The organism is Leisingera sp. G5_S3_59_S7 (genome assembly GCF_054968485.1).
Genome location: NZ_JBQKUH010000004.1, coordinates 68,517 through 84,435 on the forward strand (window position 1 = coordinate 68,517; position 15,919 = coordinate 84,435).

Sequence of the window (15,919 nt, forward strand, 5' to 3'; positions counted from 1 at the left end):
ACGCCGGGCAAAGACGCGGCAGGCACTGGCGGAGTGGGTCAAGGCCCGGTCCTGTCCGGAGGCCGGGCCTTGCGCGGTTCAAAGGGTCAGATGAACCAGTCTTCGGTCAGCTGATCGCTTGATTTGATCCCTTTCAGCCAGGCGATCTGCAGCGGATCGCTGCCGCCTTCGCCGTCGGCGTCATATTGCAGCCAGACGTCCTTGGTGCTGCTCAGGCTCAGGCTGCCGCTGGACAGGGCATCTTCCAGGTTTGTGTCCAGCTCCAGCAGCAGGCCGCCGACGTCCAGCGCATCGCCGTCGCTGAGCTTGAAGTCGCGCAGGGTGTCGCCCGCGTCTTCGGCAGAGGCAAAGACAAACACGTCCGCATCGCCGCCGCCTTTCAGGATATCGGCCCCGGCGCCGCCTTCGAGCCGGTCGCTGCCGGCGCTGCCGTCAAGCAGGTCGTCGCCGCTGCCGCCGCGGATTTCGTCGTCGCCGGCTCCACCCCTGACTTTATCTGCGTCCGCACCGGCCTGGATCGTGTCATTGCCGTCGCCGCCATTGATCTTGTCAGCGCCCGCGCCGGTCTCGATGGTGTCGTCGCCGTTGCCGCCCTTGACGTTGTCACTGCCGCTGCCACTGGTGATCACATCGTTGCCGTCGCCGCCGTCCAGCTTGTTGTCGCCGTCCCCGGCCGAAAGGGTGTCATCCCCGAGACCGCCCTTAATCTTATCACTGCCGCTGCCGCTGGTGATCACGTCGTTGCCGTCGTCGCCGGAAACCTTGTTGTCACCGTCTCCGGCCGCAATCGTGTCGTTTCCTTCGCCGCCCTTGATCCGGTCCTTGCCGCTGCCGCCGCTGATCGAGTCGTGGCCGCTGCCGCCATCGGTCTTGTTGTCCCCATCGCCCGCGGCAATTGTGTCGTTTCCTTCGCCGCCTTTAAACTGGTCCTTTTCGCTGCCGCCGGTGATCGAGTCATCGCCCAGGCCGCCATCTGCCCGGTTGCGGCCCTCGCCGGCAGAGAGGGTGTCATTGCCTTCGCCGCCTTGCAGCCGGTCCTTGCCGCTGCCGGTGGCAATGGCATCATCGCCAAGACCGCCGTCCATCCGGTTATTGCCGTCGCCGCCGTCCAGGCTGTCGTTGCCGTCGCCGCCGTAGATTTTATCGTTTCCGGCTCCTGCCAGAACGGTGTCGTCGCCTTCCTCTCCGTACAGCTGGTTCTTGCCGTCACCGCCGTCCAGGCTGTCGCCGCCCAGGCCGCCGTACAATATGTCGTTGCCGGTGCCGCCGGTCAGGGTGTCGTCGCCGTCCAGGCCGAACAGCTGGTCGTTGCCGTCATGGCCTTCGATCCGGTTGGCAGCGCTGTTGCCGTAGCCCTTGTCAGAGGCGCTGCCCAGGATCATGTTCTCGATCTCAGAGCCCTCACTGACCGTCAGCGACTTGGAACCGATGGTCCCGGACACACCGCTTTGCAGGTTGATGGATGCCTTCAGCGTCACGGCGCTCAGATCCAGGGTGTCGGTGCCGCCGTTGGTGTCGGTGACGGTGCCCAGCAGGCTGGTCCAGTAAGGTACAAAACTGTCGGTGTAGGTGTAGGTGTTGTCGATAACCTCCGGCGTTGGATCCGGATCCGGCGTCGGTTCCGGGTCCGGGGTGGGCTCCGGGTCGGGGTCCGGGGTTGCGGAGGTGTTGATAATCTCTGCCGGATCGGCGCTTGCATCCACACCGGTCAGGAACACCAGAAGCGTGCTGCTGCCGTTATAGGAAATCTTCAGCCAGGAGCCGCCGCTGCCGGCCTGAAGCGAGACGACACCGTCGCCTGCGGCATCGGTGCCGGTATAGCCGATCTCCTGCAGCAGGGCGGAAACATCGACCCGGTCTCCGGCGGCAAGGTCGAAGTCGGCAATCGAGTCGCCGGACTCGCCCAGCTCGCGGTAGACAAAACGGTCGGCGCCAGCACCGCCCGTCAGGTAATCCGCGCCCGTTCCGCCGATCAGCGTGTCGTTGCCCTCGCCTGCCGAGATCTGGTCGTTGCCGCCGCCGCTTTCCAGAACGTTGGCCGCTGCGTTGCCGGTGATCGTGTCAATGCCGGCGCCGGTGATGGCGTTTTCGATGACGGTGCCGCTGGCGATGGAGAAGTTGCCGGTCTTGCCGTTGAGGCTGGAGAAGGTGCCCGCGTTCAGGTTCAAGGTCTGATTATAGCCGCGCGAGCCCAGGTCGATGACGTCGGTGCCGCCGCTGTCGACAATCGCCACCGCCCAGCCGCCGTTCAGATCCATGCCGAAACGCCCGGTGGTCTGGCCGTCGCCATAGGTGGTGTCGCCGGTTTCGACGTTTACAGGTGTGCCATACAGATGGTGAACCGCAGCGATGTCGGCCAGCTGGGCCGTTGCCAGATAGGCAAAGGAGGCATCGACGGCGGTGTTTTCGGACTGGCTGAAGTAGGACATGATCGACATTTGCCAGCTGTCATTGGCGAAATGCGCGTCGGAGCCATAGCTGGCGCTGCCGTTGTAATTGCCGGTGTGGCCCAGGCCCAGGGCGTGGCCGATCTCATGAATATAGGTCTGCAAGTAGTAGTTGCCGTACGCGGACCAGCCGTCGTCCACGTTGATGTGCGAGCTGAGAATGGTGCCGTTGCTGACGGAGGAGCTGGCGTAGGCGCCGGAGTTGTTGTCGTCAAAGGTGATCTGGGCGCTGCCGGTGGTCTCGGCAAACTCGATCCCGGTCAGTGCGGTCCAGCTTTCCAGCGCCTTGCGGGCCGTCTCCTTGCCGGTTGTGTTCAGCCCGCTGAGGTTGACCGTCAGCTGCCCGCCGCTTTGCACATCAAAGGAGCGCTGGGTGCGGCCGGTATCCTCCCAGAAACCCTGGTAGAGATACTGGGCGATCTGGTCGACCGTATAGGTCGGCTTGCCGCTGGCATCACCGCCGGTGCCGGTGCCGCTGCTGTCGGTGACTTCGGGAATTCTGTGATTGGCTTGACCGCAATATTCACACATTACCTAGCTCCAGATTAAATCTTTGATTTACAGGGGGAATTTTGTTTGCCCGACCAGATGGCCGGCAAAGTCCGCAATGCTGTCCGCAGTCAGTTGACCATCCATGACCGACTGTTCGATGGCTGGACCCTGGCCGGTCCGGCCGTCGCGGTGCTGCCACTCCAGATAACCTGAGATCCAGTCCGCGGCCCGGGATTGCGCGACATAGCGCAGGGTCAGATCGGCCGGGCCGGCCTGACCGTCCGCAGCGGACATTTCCGCACCGGGAAATCTTTGGCTCAACGCGCCGGCCAATGCGTCGCACAGGGGCTGCTGCAGGGCTTTGCCGCATTGCAGCTGAATGGTCTGCGCCGGGCCGCCAAGCGCGGCGGAGCCGGTGACCAGCAGCCAGATCACGGCAGAGCAGCCGGATAAGTTTCCAGGTGAAATCATAAGGGATGTGCTCGCTCAGACGGTTGAAGGATCAGGTTCAGTCCCGCGCCGTTCTGGCTGCAACTTCAGGTCTAGCGGTGGATTCGGGCGAAATAACGGTCGCGAACCGGGCAACATTTAGACGGCGTTAACCGGTGTTAACCCTTTGCTAATCCGGGCTGTACGGAAGCGTCTTTCCGCTTGGATCAGGATTTGCTGTTGCAAGTCATTCTCAATTTCATTGACAGTTGAGAATGATTTGCAATAACGATGCAACAATGACATCTTCAAAACGGAGAATCGGATGTTCCCCAACCTGCTCAAGACAGTTTCCGCCGCCGCTGTTGCGGCCGTTGCTGCCAGTGCTGCCATGGCTGAAGACAAAATGAAGGTGGTCACCACCTTCACCGTGCTGGCTGACATGGCTGCGAATGTGGCAGGCGATGCGGCCGAGGTCGTCTCAGTCACCAAGCCGGGGGCGGAGATCCACGGCTATGAGCCGACACCGCGCGATATCGTGCGCGCGTCCGATGCCGACCTGATCCTGTGGAACGGCATGAACCTGGAGCTGTGGTTCGAACAGTTCCTGTCCAACATGCAGGATGTGCCCTCGGTGACCCTGACCGATGGCATCGACCCGATCCCGATCGCGGCCGGCTCCTACGAGGGCAAGCCCAATCCGCACGCCTGGATGGGCCTGGATAACGCGCTGATCTACATCGACAACATCGTCGAGGCCTTTGCCGAGCACGACCCGGAAAACGCCGCCGTCTATGTGAAGAACGCGGGCGAGTACAAAGACAAGCTGCGCGCCACCATCGAGCCGCTGCGCCGCGCCATTGCGGAGATCCCCGAGGACAAGCGCTGGCTGGTGACCTGCGAGGGTGCCTTCAGCTATCTGGCGCGGGATTTCGGCATGAAAGAACTGTACCTGTGGCCGATGAATGCCGATCAGGTCGGCACCCCGCAGCAGGTGCGCGGTGTGATCGACGGCGTGCGCGCCAACGACATCCCGGTGGTGTTCTGCGAAAGCACCGTCAACACCGCCCCGGCGGAGCAGGTCGCCCGCGAAACCGGCGTCGCCTATGGCGGGGAACTGTACGTCGACTCCCTCAGCGAGGCGGACGGCCCGGTGCCGACCTATCTGGATCTGCTCAAGGTCACCTCTCAGACCGTGGCCCGCGGTTTGACCGAAGTGACCAACTGAGAACGCTTTTCTTCATATCAAAGGGCCCCGCAGCGCAAGTTGCGGGGCGTTTCATTTCACAAAGCACAATTTCTGTGTGTAACTCTGCAGGACAGCCCAATGCTTGATGCCAGCGAGACCCACATCATGGATACCAGCGCCGCGCCCGCGGACGGCGGGATTGCCGCCAAGAACGTCACGGTGACCTACCGCAACGGCCATACCGCGCTGTGGAATGCCAGCTTTGGCATTCCCCGCGGCACCGTCACGGCGCTGGTCGGCGTGAACGGTGCGGGCAAGTCGACCCTGTTCAAGGCGATCATGGGGTTCGTCCCGGCCGCGCAGGGTGAAATCCGCATTCTCGGCATGACCGTCAAGGAGGCGCTGCGCAAGAACCTGGTGGCCTATGTGCCGCAGTCGGAGGAGGTCGATTGGGCCTTCCCGGTGCTGGTCGAGGACGTGGTGATGATGGGCCGCTACGGCCACATGGGATTTCTGCGCCGTCCCAAGGCGGCCGACCACGAGGCGGTCGATCAGGCACTGAGCCGCGTGAACATGCAGGATTTCCGCCACCGCCAGATCGGCGAGCTGTCCGGCGGCCAGCGCAAGCGGGTGTTCCTGGCCCGCGCGCTGGCGCAGGACGGGCAAGTGATCCTGCTGGACGAGCCCTTCACCGGCGTCGACGTGAAGACCGAAGAACAGATCATTGCCCTGTTGCGCGAGCTGCGCGACGAAGGCCGGGTGATGCTGGTCTCCACTCACAACCTGGGCAGCGTTCCGGAGTTCTGCGACCGCACCGTGCTGGTCAAGGGAACCGTGCTTGGGTACGGGCCGACAGAGACCACCTTTACCCGCGAAAACCTTGAACACGCCTTTGGCGGCGTTCTGCGCCACTTCACCCTGGGCGGCCAGGCGCTGCATGACGACGGCGACACCCGCGAGGTCACCATTCTGACCGACGATGAGCGCCCCTTTGTCCAATACGGCGAAAAGACCCAGACCAGCGAAAAGCGCGGCGAGGACGGGAGCAAGCCGTGATGGAATACCTGCTGGAGCCGTTCACCTACGGCTATATGACCAATGCGATGTGGGTTTCGGCGCTGGTGGGCGGCGTCTGCGCTTTCCTGTCGGCCTATCTGATGCTCAAAGGCTGGTCGCTGATCGGCGATGCGCTTTCGCACTCGGTGGTGCCGGGGGTTGCGGGGGCCTACATGCTGGGCCTGCCTTTTGCGCTGGGCGCCTTTATTGCCGGCGGTCTGGCGGCGGGGGCGATGCTGTTCCTGTCGGAGCGCTCAGGATTGAAGGTGGACGTGATCATCGGATTGATCTTCACCTCCTTCTTCGGGCTTGGGTTGTTCATCGTGTCGATCAGCCCGATGTCGGTGTCGGTCCAGACCATCACCATGGGCAATATCCTGGCGATCACGCCGGAGGACACGCTGCAGCTGGCGATCATCGGCTTTGTGTCGCTGGCGGTGCTGCTGGCCAAGTGGAAGGACCTGATGGTCACCTTCTTTGACGAAAACCACGCCCGCACCATCGGGCTGCGTCCCGGGCTGCTGAAGGCGGTGTTCTTTGTGCTGCTGTCGGCCTCGGTTGTGGCGGCGATGCAGACCGTCGGCGCGTTTCTGGTGATCGCCATGGTAGTGACGCCCGGCGCGACGGCGTATCTGCTGTGCGACCGCTTCCCGCGGCTGATCATGGTGTCGGTGCTGATCGGCGCGGCCACCAGCTTCTTTGGGGCCTATGCCAGCTATTTCCTGGACGGCGCCACCGGCGGCATCATCGTGACGCTGCAGACGCTGATCTTTCTGGTGGTGTTTGTCTTCGCCCCGAAGCACGGGCTGCTGGCGGCCAAGCGCAAGGCGCGCGAGGCGCTGAAGCGCGGCCCCGCCGCACAACAGGAGGCCGTGTGATGGATCTCGATACGCTGCTGATGCCGTTCCAGTTCGCGTTCATGCAGAACGCTTTTCTGATCTCGCTGATTGTCTCGGTGCCGACGGCGCTCTTGTCCTGCTTTCTGGTGATGAAGGGCTGGGCCCTGATGGGCGATGCGGTCAGCCACGCGGTGCTGCCGGGGATCGTGCTGGCCTATGTGCTGGGCTTCCCGCTGATCATCGGCGCCTTTGCCGCCGGTATGCTGTGTGCGGTGGCAACGGGCTTCTTGGCCGGCAACAGCCGGGTCAAGCAGGATACCGTGATGGGGGTGGTCTTCTCCGGCATGTTCGGCCTGGGCATCGTGATGTATGTGGGGCTGGAGACCAACGCCCACCTCGATCACATCCTGTTCGGCAACATGCTGGGGGTGGAGCCGGATGAGCTGTGGACCGCTGGTATCATCTCGCTGGTGGTCGGCGGGGCGCTGGTGCTGAAGTGGAAGGATCTGCTGCTGCACAGCTTTGACCCGGCGCAGGCGCAGGCCTGCGGCCTGCCGGTCACGGTGCTGCACTACGGCCTGCTGGCGGCGCTGTCGCTGACTATTGTGGCCACGCTTAAGGCGGCCGGGCTGATCCTGGCGATCGGCCTGCTGATCGCCCCCGGTGCCATCGCGTTCCTGGTTGTGCGCAAGTTCAGCACCATGCTGCGGGTCGCGGTTCTGGTCTGCATGTTCTCGATGCTGGCGGGCACCTATGCCAGCTTCTTCCTCGACAGCGCGCCGGCGCCGACCATCGTGCTGATCCTGACGGCGCTGTTTGTGCTGGCCTTTGTGCGGCGGCTGTATCTGACCCGCAAGACCTCGATGCAACGCGCCAAGGAGACCGCCGGAACCGCGTGAGTCATGCGGGTCCGGGCCGGGCCATGTCCAGCAGCCACTGCCGCACCAGTTCGGCGTTGGGAACCAGGTCCTGGGTCTTGGACCACACCAGATAGAACCCCGATCCAGTGGTCCAGGACCATTCCTTGCGCGCGGCCAGCAGGCCCTGTTTGATCAGCGGCTCGGTCACGTGCTGCCAGCCGAAGGCAAAGCCTTCGCCCGCGATCGCGGCCTGCAGCACCAGCGCATAGTCGTTGAGGCGCAGGCCCGCGGCGGGCAGGCGGCCGGTGACCCCGAAATGCGCGAACCACTGCTGCCAGCTGGGCCGTTCGCGGATCGGTTCCTCCAGGTGGATCAGCCGTTCATGCAGCAGGTTCGGCACGGTTGCCAGATTGACCGCCGAGGCCATCACCCGCGGGCTGGCCACCGGAAAGATCACCTCCGGCGCAATCAGGGCTGAATGGCAGTCCGGCCAATTGCCATCGCCGCGGCGCACTGCCAGCGAAATGCCTTCGGTATTGATGTCCGGCTCCCGGTCTGAGCTTTGCAGCCGCAGGTCGATATCGGGGTGCGCCTCATGCAGCTGGGCCAGCCGTGGCATCACCCAGTAGTATGCAAAGGCGGAGGAGCAGTTGAGCGTGACATGGTCATTGCGCCCGAACTGCCGCACCGCCTTGGCGGAGGAGAGGATGTCCGCCAGCGCTTTGGAGACATCGGTGTAAAGCCGCATACCCGCCCCCGTCAGCTCCACCTTGCGGTGGCCGCGGCGGAACAAAATAACGCCCAAAGACGCTTCCATCTGCTTGATCGCCGCACTGACGGCGGGCTGCTGCACGTTCAGCTCCTCTGACGCGCGGGTGAACGAGCCGTGCCGTGCGGCGGCCTCGAAGACAATCAGATGGCGGGGGCTGGTGAGGAGCTTCCACAGATCTTGCATAACTGTGTGTTATCCAAACCATCAGAATTTTCAACCGTCACAACGCAGCACGCTGCTTTTATCGTGGCGCAGATTTTGAAGACTGGAGACCCCCATGGCCCGACGCGCCCGCGCATCCCGCGACAGAAACACCGCCCCGGCGGGTGCCCCTGCCTCGCCCTTTATCCAGCGCACGCTGCCGTTTTTCGACGTGCTGGACGAGGATAAACTGGCCCGGCTGGAGGCGCAGGTGGACTGGATTTTCGAAGATGTGGGCATCGCCTTCCGCGACGACCCGGAGGCGCTCAGGATCTGGAAAGAGGCCGGTGCGCGGATTGACGGCGATACGGTCCGGGCCGATGCGCAGTGGATCCGCGCTCTGTGCGCCAAGGCGCCGCGGGCGTTCACCCAGCTGGCCCGCAATCCAGCGCGGTCGGTCACCATTGGCGGCAACAACCAGGTGTTTGCCCCGATCTATGGCGCGCCGTTTGTGCGGGATCTGGAGGACGGGCGGCGCTATGGCGATATGGCGGCGTTCGAGAAGCTGGTGAAGCTTACCTATATGCATCCGAACCTGCATCACGGCGGGTTTGTGATCTGCGAGCCCTGCGACGTGCCGGTGAGCAAGCGCCATTTCGACATGCTGTTTGCCCATATGACGCTGAGCGACAAACCGCATCTGGGCGCCATCACCGAGATGTCCCGCGCGCAGGACAGTGTCGACATGGCGGAGATCGTCTTTGGCAGCGACGTCATGGACGAGAACTGCGTGATCATGGGCAATGTGAATACCAATTCGCCGCTGCTGGTGGACAAGGTGGTGACGGAAGCGGTGCGCACCTATTCCGCCCGCGGCCAGGGGATGATTGTTGTGCCCTTCATCCTGACCGGTGCAATGGGGCCGGTTTCCACCGCGGCGTCGGTTGCGCAGGCGATGGCGGAGGCGATGATGGTCTGCGCCTTCACCCAGCTGGTGCGCCCCGGCGCGCCGTTTGTGCTGGGCAACTTCCTGTCGTCGATGTCGCTGAAATCCGGCGCGCCGACATTCGGGATGCCGGAGCCGGTGGTTTCGAACTATGCCATCGGCCAGCTGGCGCGCCGGGCCGGGCTGCCCTTGCGCTGCGGCGGGTCGCTGACCGCGTCCAAGATCGAAGATGCGCAGGCGGCCTATGAAAGCGCCGACTCGATGCATTCCACCATGCTGGCCGGTGCCAACTATGTGCTTCATTCGGCGGGCTGGCTGGAGGGCGGCCTGTGCACCGGGTTCGAGAAGCTGATCATGGATGCGGACCGGCTGGGGTCCTATCAGAAGGTGCTAAGTCAGGGGCTGGATACCAGCGACGAGGCCTTTGCCCGCGACGCTTACGCCGAGGTGGAGCCGGGCGGGCACTTCCTGGGCTCGGGCCACACCATGCGCAACTATCAGACCGCGTTTTATGAGCCGAAGCTGAGCGACAGCGAAAACGTTGAGAGCTGGGAGGAAGGCGGCTCCAAGGACATGCGCCAGCGCGCCTATGAGCGCTGGAACCAGATGCTGAACGAGTATGTGGCGCCGCCGATGGATGAGGCGGTGAAAGAGGAACTGGCCGCCTATGTTGCCCGCCGCAAGGAGGAGATCCCGGATGCGTGGTACTGAGGTAAGAAACTCTTCACCCATTTCTCCAGCTTATGCAGGATGTGCCGGATTGCCCCGGCACCCCCTGTGCACCCCCCGTACACCCCCTGTGCACCCCCTGGGTGCCGTTTGCCGTAATTCCCGCGCTTTGCCCCAGACCTGAGGACAAACCCATGTCAGACAATTTTGCCCAATCGACGCTCAACATCCACAAGGAGGAGAGCACCGGCGACAAGAAGCTGCCGAGCCACGCCAAGGCGGTGATCATCGGCGGCGGTGTGGTTGGCTGCTCGATCCTGTTCCACCTGGCCAAGTTCGGCTGGAAGGATGTGGTGCTGCTGGAACGTGACGAGCTGACCTCCGGCTCCTCCTGGCACGCGGCGGGGCAGATCCATACCATCAGCTCGGACCCGAACATCTCGCGGCTGCAGTCCTACACGATCGACCTCTATAAGGAGATCGAGGAGACCTCGGGCCATTCGGTGGGCCTTCACATCACCGGCGGGTTTTATCTGGCGTCGAACAAGACCTGGTACGACTACCTGAAGCGGGAACGCTCCAAGGCGCGGTACATGGGTCTGAACCAGGAATTCATCAGCCCCAAGGAAGTGGCCGAGCGGCACCCGCTGATCGACCCGAAGCATTACCACGCGGCGCTGTGGGATGATCAGGACGGCGATCTGGACCCGTCGGGCGCGACCTATGCCTTTGCCAAATCCGCTAAGGTGCATGGCGCGCAGTATTTCACCCATACGCCGGTGACCGGCACCACTCAGCGCGCCGATGGCAGCTGGGACGTGACCACCCCGCGCGGGGTGATCAATGCAGAGCATATCGTGAACTGCGGCGGTCTGTGGGCGCGGGAAGTCGGCCACATGCAGGGCATCAACCTGCCGGTGCAGCCGATGGAGCACCATTACCTGATCACCGACAAAATCGACGCGGTGGCCAACCACCCGACCCGCTTGCCGGCCGGGATCGACTATGAGGCGAACATCTATTTCCGGCAGGAGCGGCAGGGGATGCTGCTGGGAACCTATGAGCCGAAGGGGACGCCTTGGAAAGTGGGCGGCACGCCGTGGGACTTCGGGCATGAGCTGCTGCAGCCGGATCTGGACCGGATTGCCGACCGTCTGGAGATGTCGTTTGAACGCATCCCCGCCATCGGCGAGGCGGGCATCAAAGACATGATCAACGGGCCGTTCACATTCGGCCCCGACGGCAACCCGATGATCGGGCCGGTGCCGGGCATGAAGAATTACTGGTGCGCCGTCGGTGTCATGGCGGGCTTCTGCCAGGGCGGCGGTGTGGGCCTGACCATGGCGGAGTGGATGATCGACGGCGAGCCGTCCATCGACGTCTGGGCGATGGATGTGGCGCGGTTCGGCGAGTTTGCGACCCCCGACTGGGGCACGGTGAAGTCGACCGAGAACTACGAGCGCCGGTTTGTGATGACCTTCCCGAACGAGACGCTGCCGAAGGGGCGGATGCAGAAGACCACCGCCCTCTATGACCGCTTGGTCGCCAAGGGCGCGCGGATGGGTCAGGGCTTTGGCCTGGAGAACGCGCTGTGGTTTGCGGATGGCCCCGAGGATGCGCATGAGGAGCCGACATTCGAGCGCAACCGCAGCCACGATTATGTGGCGCGCGAGGTCAAGGCGGTGCGCGAGGCCGTGGGCGGCATCGAGGTTGCCAACTTTGCCAAACATGAGTTCAAGGGCGCGGGCGCGCGGGCCTATCTGGACCGGGTGCTGGCGGGCTACGTTCCGAAACCGGGCCGCCTGACGCTGACGCCGATGCTGACGCCGAAGGGCAAGCTTTACGGGGATCTGACCGTGGCCTGCCTGGGCGAGGAGCATTTCATGCTGTTCGGCTCCGGCGCCATGCAGGAGGCGCACCGCCGCTGGTTTGAGAAGGATCTGCCGGAGGATGTGAGTTATCAGAATGTCTCCGACGACTGGCACGGCATTGCGCTGTCGGGTCCGAAATCGCGGCAGTTGCTGCAGCGGATCACCCGCGAGGATGTGTCGGGTGAGGCGTTCAAGTTCCGCGATCTGCGCCAGACCTTTGTGGGCGGCGTGCCGGTGATCCTGAACCGGATCAGCTTCTCCGGCGAGCTGGGCTATGAGATCTACTGCAAACCGCAGTACCTGCTGCGCCTGGCGGAGGCGATCGAGGAAGCGGGTGCGGACCTGGGATACCGCTGGTACGGGGCGCGAGCGCTGATGTCGATGCGTCTGGAGAAGGCCTGGGGCGTCTGGACCCTGGACTTCCGCCCCGATTTCGACGCGGTGGAAAGCGGCATGGATGTCTTCATCAACTGGAAGAAGGATTTCGTGGGCAAGGAGGCTGCGCTGAAGGCCCGCGAGGCCGGTCCGAGCCGCAAGCTGGTCACCATGACCATCGACGTGGACGGCATTGATGTGTCGAACGACGAGGCGATCCTGAAGGATGGCGAGGCGGTTGGCTACATCTCCTCGGGCGGCTATGCGCATCACGCAAAGACGTCGATGGCGATGGGCTATGTCTCGGCAGAGCACGCGGCGGCGGGCACCAGGCTGCAGGTGGAGATCCTGGGCGAGATGTATGACGCCGAGGTGCTGGGCGCGCCGATCTATGACGCCAACGGCGCCAACATGCGCGCCTGAGCCGGGCAGGGGAGCGGCAGCCATGACCAAACCCATGCGGACACTCCCCGAGGCGGTGCAGGCCGAACCGGCCTGCCGCTGCATCTTCCTGCTGCTGCCGACCTTCTCGCCGCTGGACCTGTCGAGCGCGGTGGCGGCGCTGGAGGCGGCGAACGCACATGACGGGACTGCGCGCTATGCGTGGCGCGTGGTCAGCGAGGACGGCCTGGCCGTCACCGCCCCCAACGGGTTGCGCGTGGCGGTGGACGGCGGCCTGCCGGAGCTGGCACGCGGCGACATGATCTTTGTCTGCGGCGGCCAGGGGCAGGAGCCGGGCATCTCGCTGAAGGTGCTGGGCTGGCTGAGGAAGGCGCAGCGCATGGGTGCGGCACTGGGCGCGCTGGGCGGCGGCGTGCTGGCGCTGGCACGCTCCGGCCTGCTGGCAGGGCGCGAAGTTTCCGCCCATTGGGCGCTGCGGGCGATCCTGGCGGAGGCGCATCCGGATGTGGAGGTCAGGAACTCGCTGTTCACCATGGAAGCCAAGCTGATCACCTGCGCCGGCGGCACAGCCACGGTCGATATGATGCTGAACCTGATCTCGGAGCATCACGGCGCCGCCGTGGCAACCGGGGCGGCGGATCTGATGGTCTGTTCCTCTGCCCGCAAGGGGAGTCAGGATCAGACGGTTTCCGAATACGGCCGGACGGGCGTGCGGCACGAGAAACTGGCCACTGCGCTCAGCCTGATGCGCAGCAACCTGGAGGAGCCGCTGACGCCGGGCGGCATTGCCGATCTGGTCGGGCTGTCGGTGCGGCAGCTGGAGCGGCTGTTCTCCAAGTACCTGCAGACCACGCCGAAGGTCTATTACACAAAGCTGCGGCTGGACTATGCGCGCAGCCTGCTGTTGCAGACCAATATGCGGATCATCGATATTGCGCTGGCGTCGGGGTTCAACAGCCAGACCCATTTTGCCAAGGTTTACCGCCGCTATACCGGTAAGCCGCCGCATCAGGAGCGGCCGTTTTAGGCGGACCCTTGCGAGCGTGCCGGGCTGTGGGCCAGCCCGGCGGCGAGGACACGCAGGGGTGTCAGAGTCCGAGGTCGCTGAGGCCCGGGTGGTCTGCCGGGCGCGGGCCCTGCGGCCAGTGGAACAGGCGCTCGTCCTCAGTGATCTCCAGATCGTTGATCGAGGCGAAGCGGTGCGCCATACGGCCGTCTTCGGCAAACTCCCAGTTCTCGTTGCCGTAGGAACGGAACCACTGGCCGGATGCATCGTGCCACTCGTAGGCGTAGCGCACGGCGATGCGGTTGCCGTCAAAGGCCCAGAGCTCCTTGATCAGCCGGTATTCCAGTTCACGGTCCCATTTGCCGGCCAGAAATGCCTGCACGGCATCGCGGCCCTGAGGGAACTCGGTGCGGTTACGCCATTTGGTGTCCAAAGTGTAGGCTTGGGCGACGGCCTCGGGGTTGCGGCTGTTCCAGCCATCTTCGGCGGCGCGGACCTTGGCAATGGCAGTGTCGCGGGTGAAGGGCGGCAGCGGGGGGCGGGGGGCTTCTGTCATGTTCATTTACCGATCTGTCAATGTTGTTCCGGTAAAGTGAACAGATCGGTCAATTCATTCAAGGGCAGAGCCGAAATTTCTGCCGCACGGATGTGTGAACGGATTGGGTTCCGCGAAAATATCCATCAGTTTCCGATTGTTAGGTTGACCTCGATAGTATCTGCAGTGTTAACTGATCGGTGCATAAACTGTCCCGCTGGAGGTGTCATGCGGCCTAACAAACGTGACGAGCTGATCCGAAGAGCCTTGGATCTGTTTTACGGAAACGGGTTTCACGCCACGGGGATGGATCTGGTGGCGGCGGAGACCGGGGTGTCGAAAACCTCGATCTACAAGCACTTCCGCTCCAAGGAGGAGCTGATCCTGGCGGTGCTGCGGTTGAGGGACGAGGATTTCCGCAGTTGGCTGTACGGGCGGCTGGAGGCACGGGCCGATACACCGCGCGGCCAGCTGGAGGCGCTGTTCGATGTGCTGGAGGAATGGTTCGGGCAGCCGGGGTTTCAGGGCTGCATGTTCATCAAGGCCAGTGCCGAGTACCAGTCGCCGGAGGATCCGATCAATGTGCAGTCGGCAGAGCACAAGCGGCTGTTGCAGGCGCATTTCGCGCGCCTGGCGGCCGAGGCCGGCGCCCGGGAGCCGGACACACTGGCGCGTCAGCTGATGGTGCTGAAAGAGGGTGCGATTGTGCTGGCCGCCCTGACCCACGGCAGCGCCCCGGCGCGCGATGCCCGCACAGCGGCCGCGGCGCTGATCGAGCAGGCAATCGCCTAGCGTTCAGGCGGTTTGCCGGCCCTTACGCAACACTTGCCCTGCCTGCGCGTCAGGGCGCGCTGGCCGGGATGGCGGCTGCCGCCGCGATCCTGTACTCTCGGGGGCAGAAACGCCAACGGAGTACGGGCCGAATGACCCCATTTTCCATCGCGGGCATCCAAATGCATGTGGACGCGCTGCATTCGAATGTCGACGCAATGATTCACCGGATCGACGTGCTGATGGCGCGCTTCCCCTGGACACAGATGGCCGTGTTCAGCGAGCTGGCGCCCTATGGCCCGCTGACCAAATTCGCGCAGCCGCTGCACAACGAGGCGATTGAGCGCTTTTGCGCCGCTGCGGTGAAACACGGGATCTGGGTGGTGCCCGGCTCGATGTTCGAGGTCGCGGAGTCCGGCAAGATCTACAACACCTCCTCGGTCATCAATCCGCAGGGCGAGGTGGTCGCGGTCTACCGCAAGATGTTCCCCTTCCGCCCGTATGAGCAGGGCGTCGAAGCCGGCACGGATTTCTGCGTGTTCGACATTCCCGAGGTGGGCCGGTTCGGCTTGTCGATCTGCTATGACATCTGGTTCCCGGAAACCACCCGCCAGCTGACCAGCCAGGGGGTCGAGGTGCTGCTGCATCCGGTGCTGACCGGGACCGCGGACCGGGATGCCGAACTGTCCATCGCCCGCGCCACCGCGGCGCAGTTCCAGTGTTATGTCGTCGACGTGAACGGGCTGGGCGCCGGCGGGGTCGGGCAATCCTGTATCATCGACCCGTCCGCCACGGTGCTGCACCAGTCGGGCCGGCACGAGGACATGTTCCCGCTGGAACTGGATCTGGATCAGGTCCGCCGCCAGCGCGAGGTCGGCCTGAAGGGGCTGGGCCAGGTGCTGAAAAGCTTCCGCGACCGGGAGGCGGAATTTCCCGTCTACGACCGTTCCAGCGGTGCGGATGCTTACCTGCATACGCTTGGGCCGCTGGAGATCCCGGTGCAGGGCTCGCAGGCGGGCCTGAACGCCCGCGCGCCGGGCGACGACGCAAACGGGTTTGCCGAATTGCATCCGATACACTACGCTGAAAGAAAAGCAGGCGGTTGATCAGTCTCATTTC

General features: G+C 63.9%; 13 protein-coding genes. 9 read left to right on the forward strand and 4 right to left on the reverse strand.

The window, feature by feature from the left end; all coding sequences use genetic code 11:
- Positions 1 to 86: 86 nt before the first annotated feature.
- Complete coding sequence (locus tag ACTRWG_RS03855) at positions 87 to 2,978, reverse strand: M10 family metallopeptidase C-terminal domain-containing protein (RefSeq protein ID WP_462828984.1); 2,892 nt, start codon at positions 2,976 to 2,978, stop codon at positions 87 to 89.
- A 27-nt stretch (positions 2,979 to 3,005) separates the two neighbouring features.
- A complete protein-coding gene (locus ACTRWG_RS03860; protein ID WP_462828985.1) occupies positions 3,006 to 3,410 on the reverse strand; it encodes a hypothetical protein in 405 nt (134 codons plus the stop codon).
- Between the two features lie 283 nt (positions 3,411 to 3,693).
- Here ACTRWG_RS03860 and ACTRWG_RS03865 point away from each other — a divergent pair, with 283 nt between their 5' ends.
- From ACTRWG_RS03865 to ACTRWG_RS03880, 4 genes are all read left to right on the forward strand, one after another.
- On the forward strand, positions 3,694 to 4,596 hold the full coding sequence (locus tag ACTRWG_RS03865) for a metal ABC transporter substrate-binding protein (protein ID WP_027236365.1): 903 nt from the start codon (positions 3,694 to 3,696) through the stop codon (positions 4,594 to 4,596).
- A 99-nt stretch (positions 4,597 to 4,695) separates the two neighbouring features.
- Positions 4,696 to 5,613 (forward strand): manganese/iron ABC transporter ATP-binding protein, encoded by a 918-nt coding sequence (locus ACTRWG_RS03870; RefSeq protein WP_027236366.1) that lies wholly within the window; start codon positions 4,696 to 4,698, stop codon positions 5,611 to 5,613.
- Positions 5,613 to 6,491 (forward strand): metal ABC transporter permease, encoded by an 879-nt coding sequence (locus ACTRWG_RS03875; RefSeq protein WP_027236367.1) that lies wholly within the window; start codon positions 5,613 to 5,615, stop codon positions 6,489 to 6,491. Before ACTRWG_RS03870 ends, ACTRWG_RS03875 begins: the two co-directional genes overlap by 1 nt.
- Positions 6,491 to 7,351 (forward strand): metal ABC transporter permease, encoded by an 861-nt coding sequence (locus ACTRWG_RS03880; RefSeq protein WP_036797355.1) that lies wholly within the window; start codon positions 6,491 to 6,493, stop codon positions 7,349 to 7,351. The genes ACTRWG_RS03875 and ACTRWG_RS03880 overlap by 1 nt, the downstream gene beginning before the upstream one ends.
- 1 nt (position 7,352) lies before the next feature.
- On the opposite strand, the gene ACTRWG_RS03885 is transcribed toward ACTRWG_RS03880, so the two are convergent.
- Positions 7,353 to 8,267 carry a LysR substrate-binding domain-containing protein gene (locus tag ACTRWG_RS03885; RefSeq protein WP_027236369.1) on the reverse strand — a complete coding sequence of 305 codons (915 nt, stop codon included), beginning with the start codon at positions 8,265 to 8,267 and terminating at the stop codon, positions 7,353 to 7,355.
- A 94-nt stretch (positions 8,268 to 8,361) separates the two neighbouring features.
- Between ACTRWG_RS03885 and ACTRWG_RS03890 the strand changes: the two genes are divergently transcribed.
- From ACTRWG_RS03890 to ACTRWG_RS03900, 3 genes are all read left to right on the forward strand, one after another.
- Positions 8,362 to 9,882, forward strand: coding sequence for a trimethylamine methyltransferase family protein (locus tag ACTRWG_RS03890; protein ID WP_027236370.1), 1,521 nt, complete (start codon positions 8,362 to 8,364; stop codon positions 9,880 to 9,882).
- 152 nt (positions 9,883 to 10,034) lie between these two features.
- A complete protein-coding gene (locus ACTRWG_RS03895; RefSeq protein WP_462828987.1) occupies positions 10,035 to 12,509 on the forward strand; it encodes a GcvT family protein in 2,475 nt (824 codons plus the stop codon).
- A 22-nt stretch (positions 12,510 to 12,531) separates the two neighbouring features.
- Positions 12,532 to 13,515, forward strand: a complete 984-nt coding sequence (locus tag ACTRWG_RS03900; protein ID WP_051357794.1) for a GlxA family transcriptional regulator — start codon at positions 12,532 to 12,534, stop codon at positions 13,513 to 13,515.
- Between the two features lie 61 nt (positions 13,516 to 13,576).
- Here the strand turns inward: ACTRWG_RS03900 and ACTRWG_RS03905 are convergent, their stop codons facing one another.
- The gene (locus tag ACTRWG_RS03905) at positions 13,577 to 14,050 is read right to left on the reverse strand and encodes a nuclear transport factor 2 family protein (RefSeq protein WP_462828989.1); all 474 of its coding nucleotides are present in this window, start codon (positions 14,048 to 14,050) and stop codon (positions 13,577 to 13,579) included.
- Positions 14,051 to 14,257: 207 nt separating this feature from the next.
- Between ACTRWG_RS03905 and ACTRWG_RS03910 the strand changes: the two genes are divergently transcribed.
- Entirely contained in the window at positions 14,258 to 14,821 is a 564-nt protein-coding gene (locus tag ACTRWG_RS03910; protein WP_259970989.1) for a TetR/AcrR family transcriptional regulator, read from the forward strand.
- A 131-nt stretch (positions 14,822 to 14,952) separates the two neighbouring features.
- Positions 14,953 to 15,906 carry a carbon-nitrogen hydrolase family protein gene (locus tag ACTRWG_RS03915; protein ID WP_259970988.1) on the forward strand — a complete coding sequence of 318 codons (954 nt, stop codon included), beginning with the start codon at positions 14,953 to 14,955 and terminating at the stop codon, positions 15,904 to 15,906.
- The last annotated feature ends 13 nt before the right edge of the window (positions 15,907 to 15,919 follow it).

Excerpts from the sequence above, each read along its gene's own strand:
- ACTRWG_RS03880 (WP_036797355.1), top strand. The coding sequence starts at position 6,491 with ATGGATCTCGATACGCTGCTGATGCCGTTCCAGTTCGCGTTCATGCAG.
- ACTRWG_RS03910 (WP_259970989.1), top strand. The coding sequence starts at position 14,258 with ATGCGGCCTAACAAACGTGACGAGCTGATCCGAAGAGCCTTGGATCTG.
- ACTRWG_RS03895 (WP_462828987.1), top strand. The coding sequence starts at position 10,035 with ATGTCAGACAATTTTGCCCAATCGACGCTCAACATCCACAAGGAGGAG.
- ACTRWG_RS03870 (WP_027236366.1), top strand. The coding sequence starts at position 4,696 with ATGCTTGATGCCAGCGAGACCCACATCATGGATACCAGCGCCGCGCCC.
- ACTRWG_RS03890 (WP_027236370.1), top strand. The coding sequence starts at position 8,362 with ATGGCCCGACGCGCCCGCGCATCCCGCGACAGAAACACCGCCCCGGCG.
- ACTRWG_RS03905 (WP_462828989.1), bottom strand. The coding sequence starts at position 14,050 with ATGACAGAAGCCCCCCGCCCCCCGCTGCCGCCCTTCACCCGCGACACT.
- ACTRWG_RS03885 (WP_027236369.1), bottom strand. The coding sequence starts at position 8,267 with ATGCAAGATCTGTGGAAGCTCCTCACCAGCCCCCGCCATCTGATTGTC.
- ACTRWG_RS03875 (WP_027236367.1), top strand. The coding sequence starts at position 5,613 with ATGGAATACCTGCTGGAGCCGTTCACCTACGGCTATATGACCAATGCG.
- ACTRWG_RS03855 (WP_462828984.1), bottom strand. The coding sequence starts at position 2,978 with ATGTGTGAATATTGCGGTCAAGCCAATCACAGAATTCCCGAAGTCACC.
- ACTRWG_RS03860 (WP_462828985.1), bottom strand. The coding sequence starts at position 3,410 with ATGATTTCACCTGGAAACTTATCCGGCTGCTCTGCCGTGATCTGGCTG.
- ACTRWG_RS03915 (WP_259970988.1), top strand. The coding sequence starts at position 14,953 with ATGACCCCATTTTCCATCGCGGGCATCCAAATGCATGTGGACGCGCTG.
- ACTRWG_RS03900 (WP_051357794.1), top strand. The coding sequence starts at position 12,532 with ATGACCAAACCCATGCGGACACTCCCCGAGGCGGTGCAGGCCGAACCG.
- ACTRWG_RS03865 (WP_027236365.1), top strand. The coding sequence starts at position 3,694 with ATGTTCCCCAACCTGCTCAAGACAGTTTCCGCCGCCGCTGTTGCGGCC.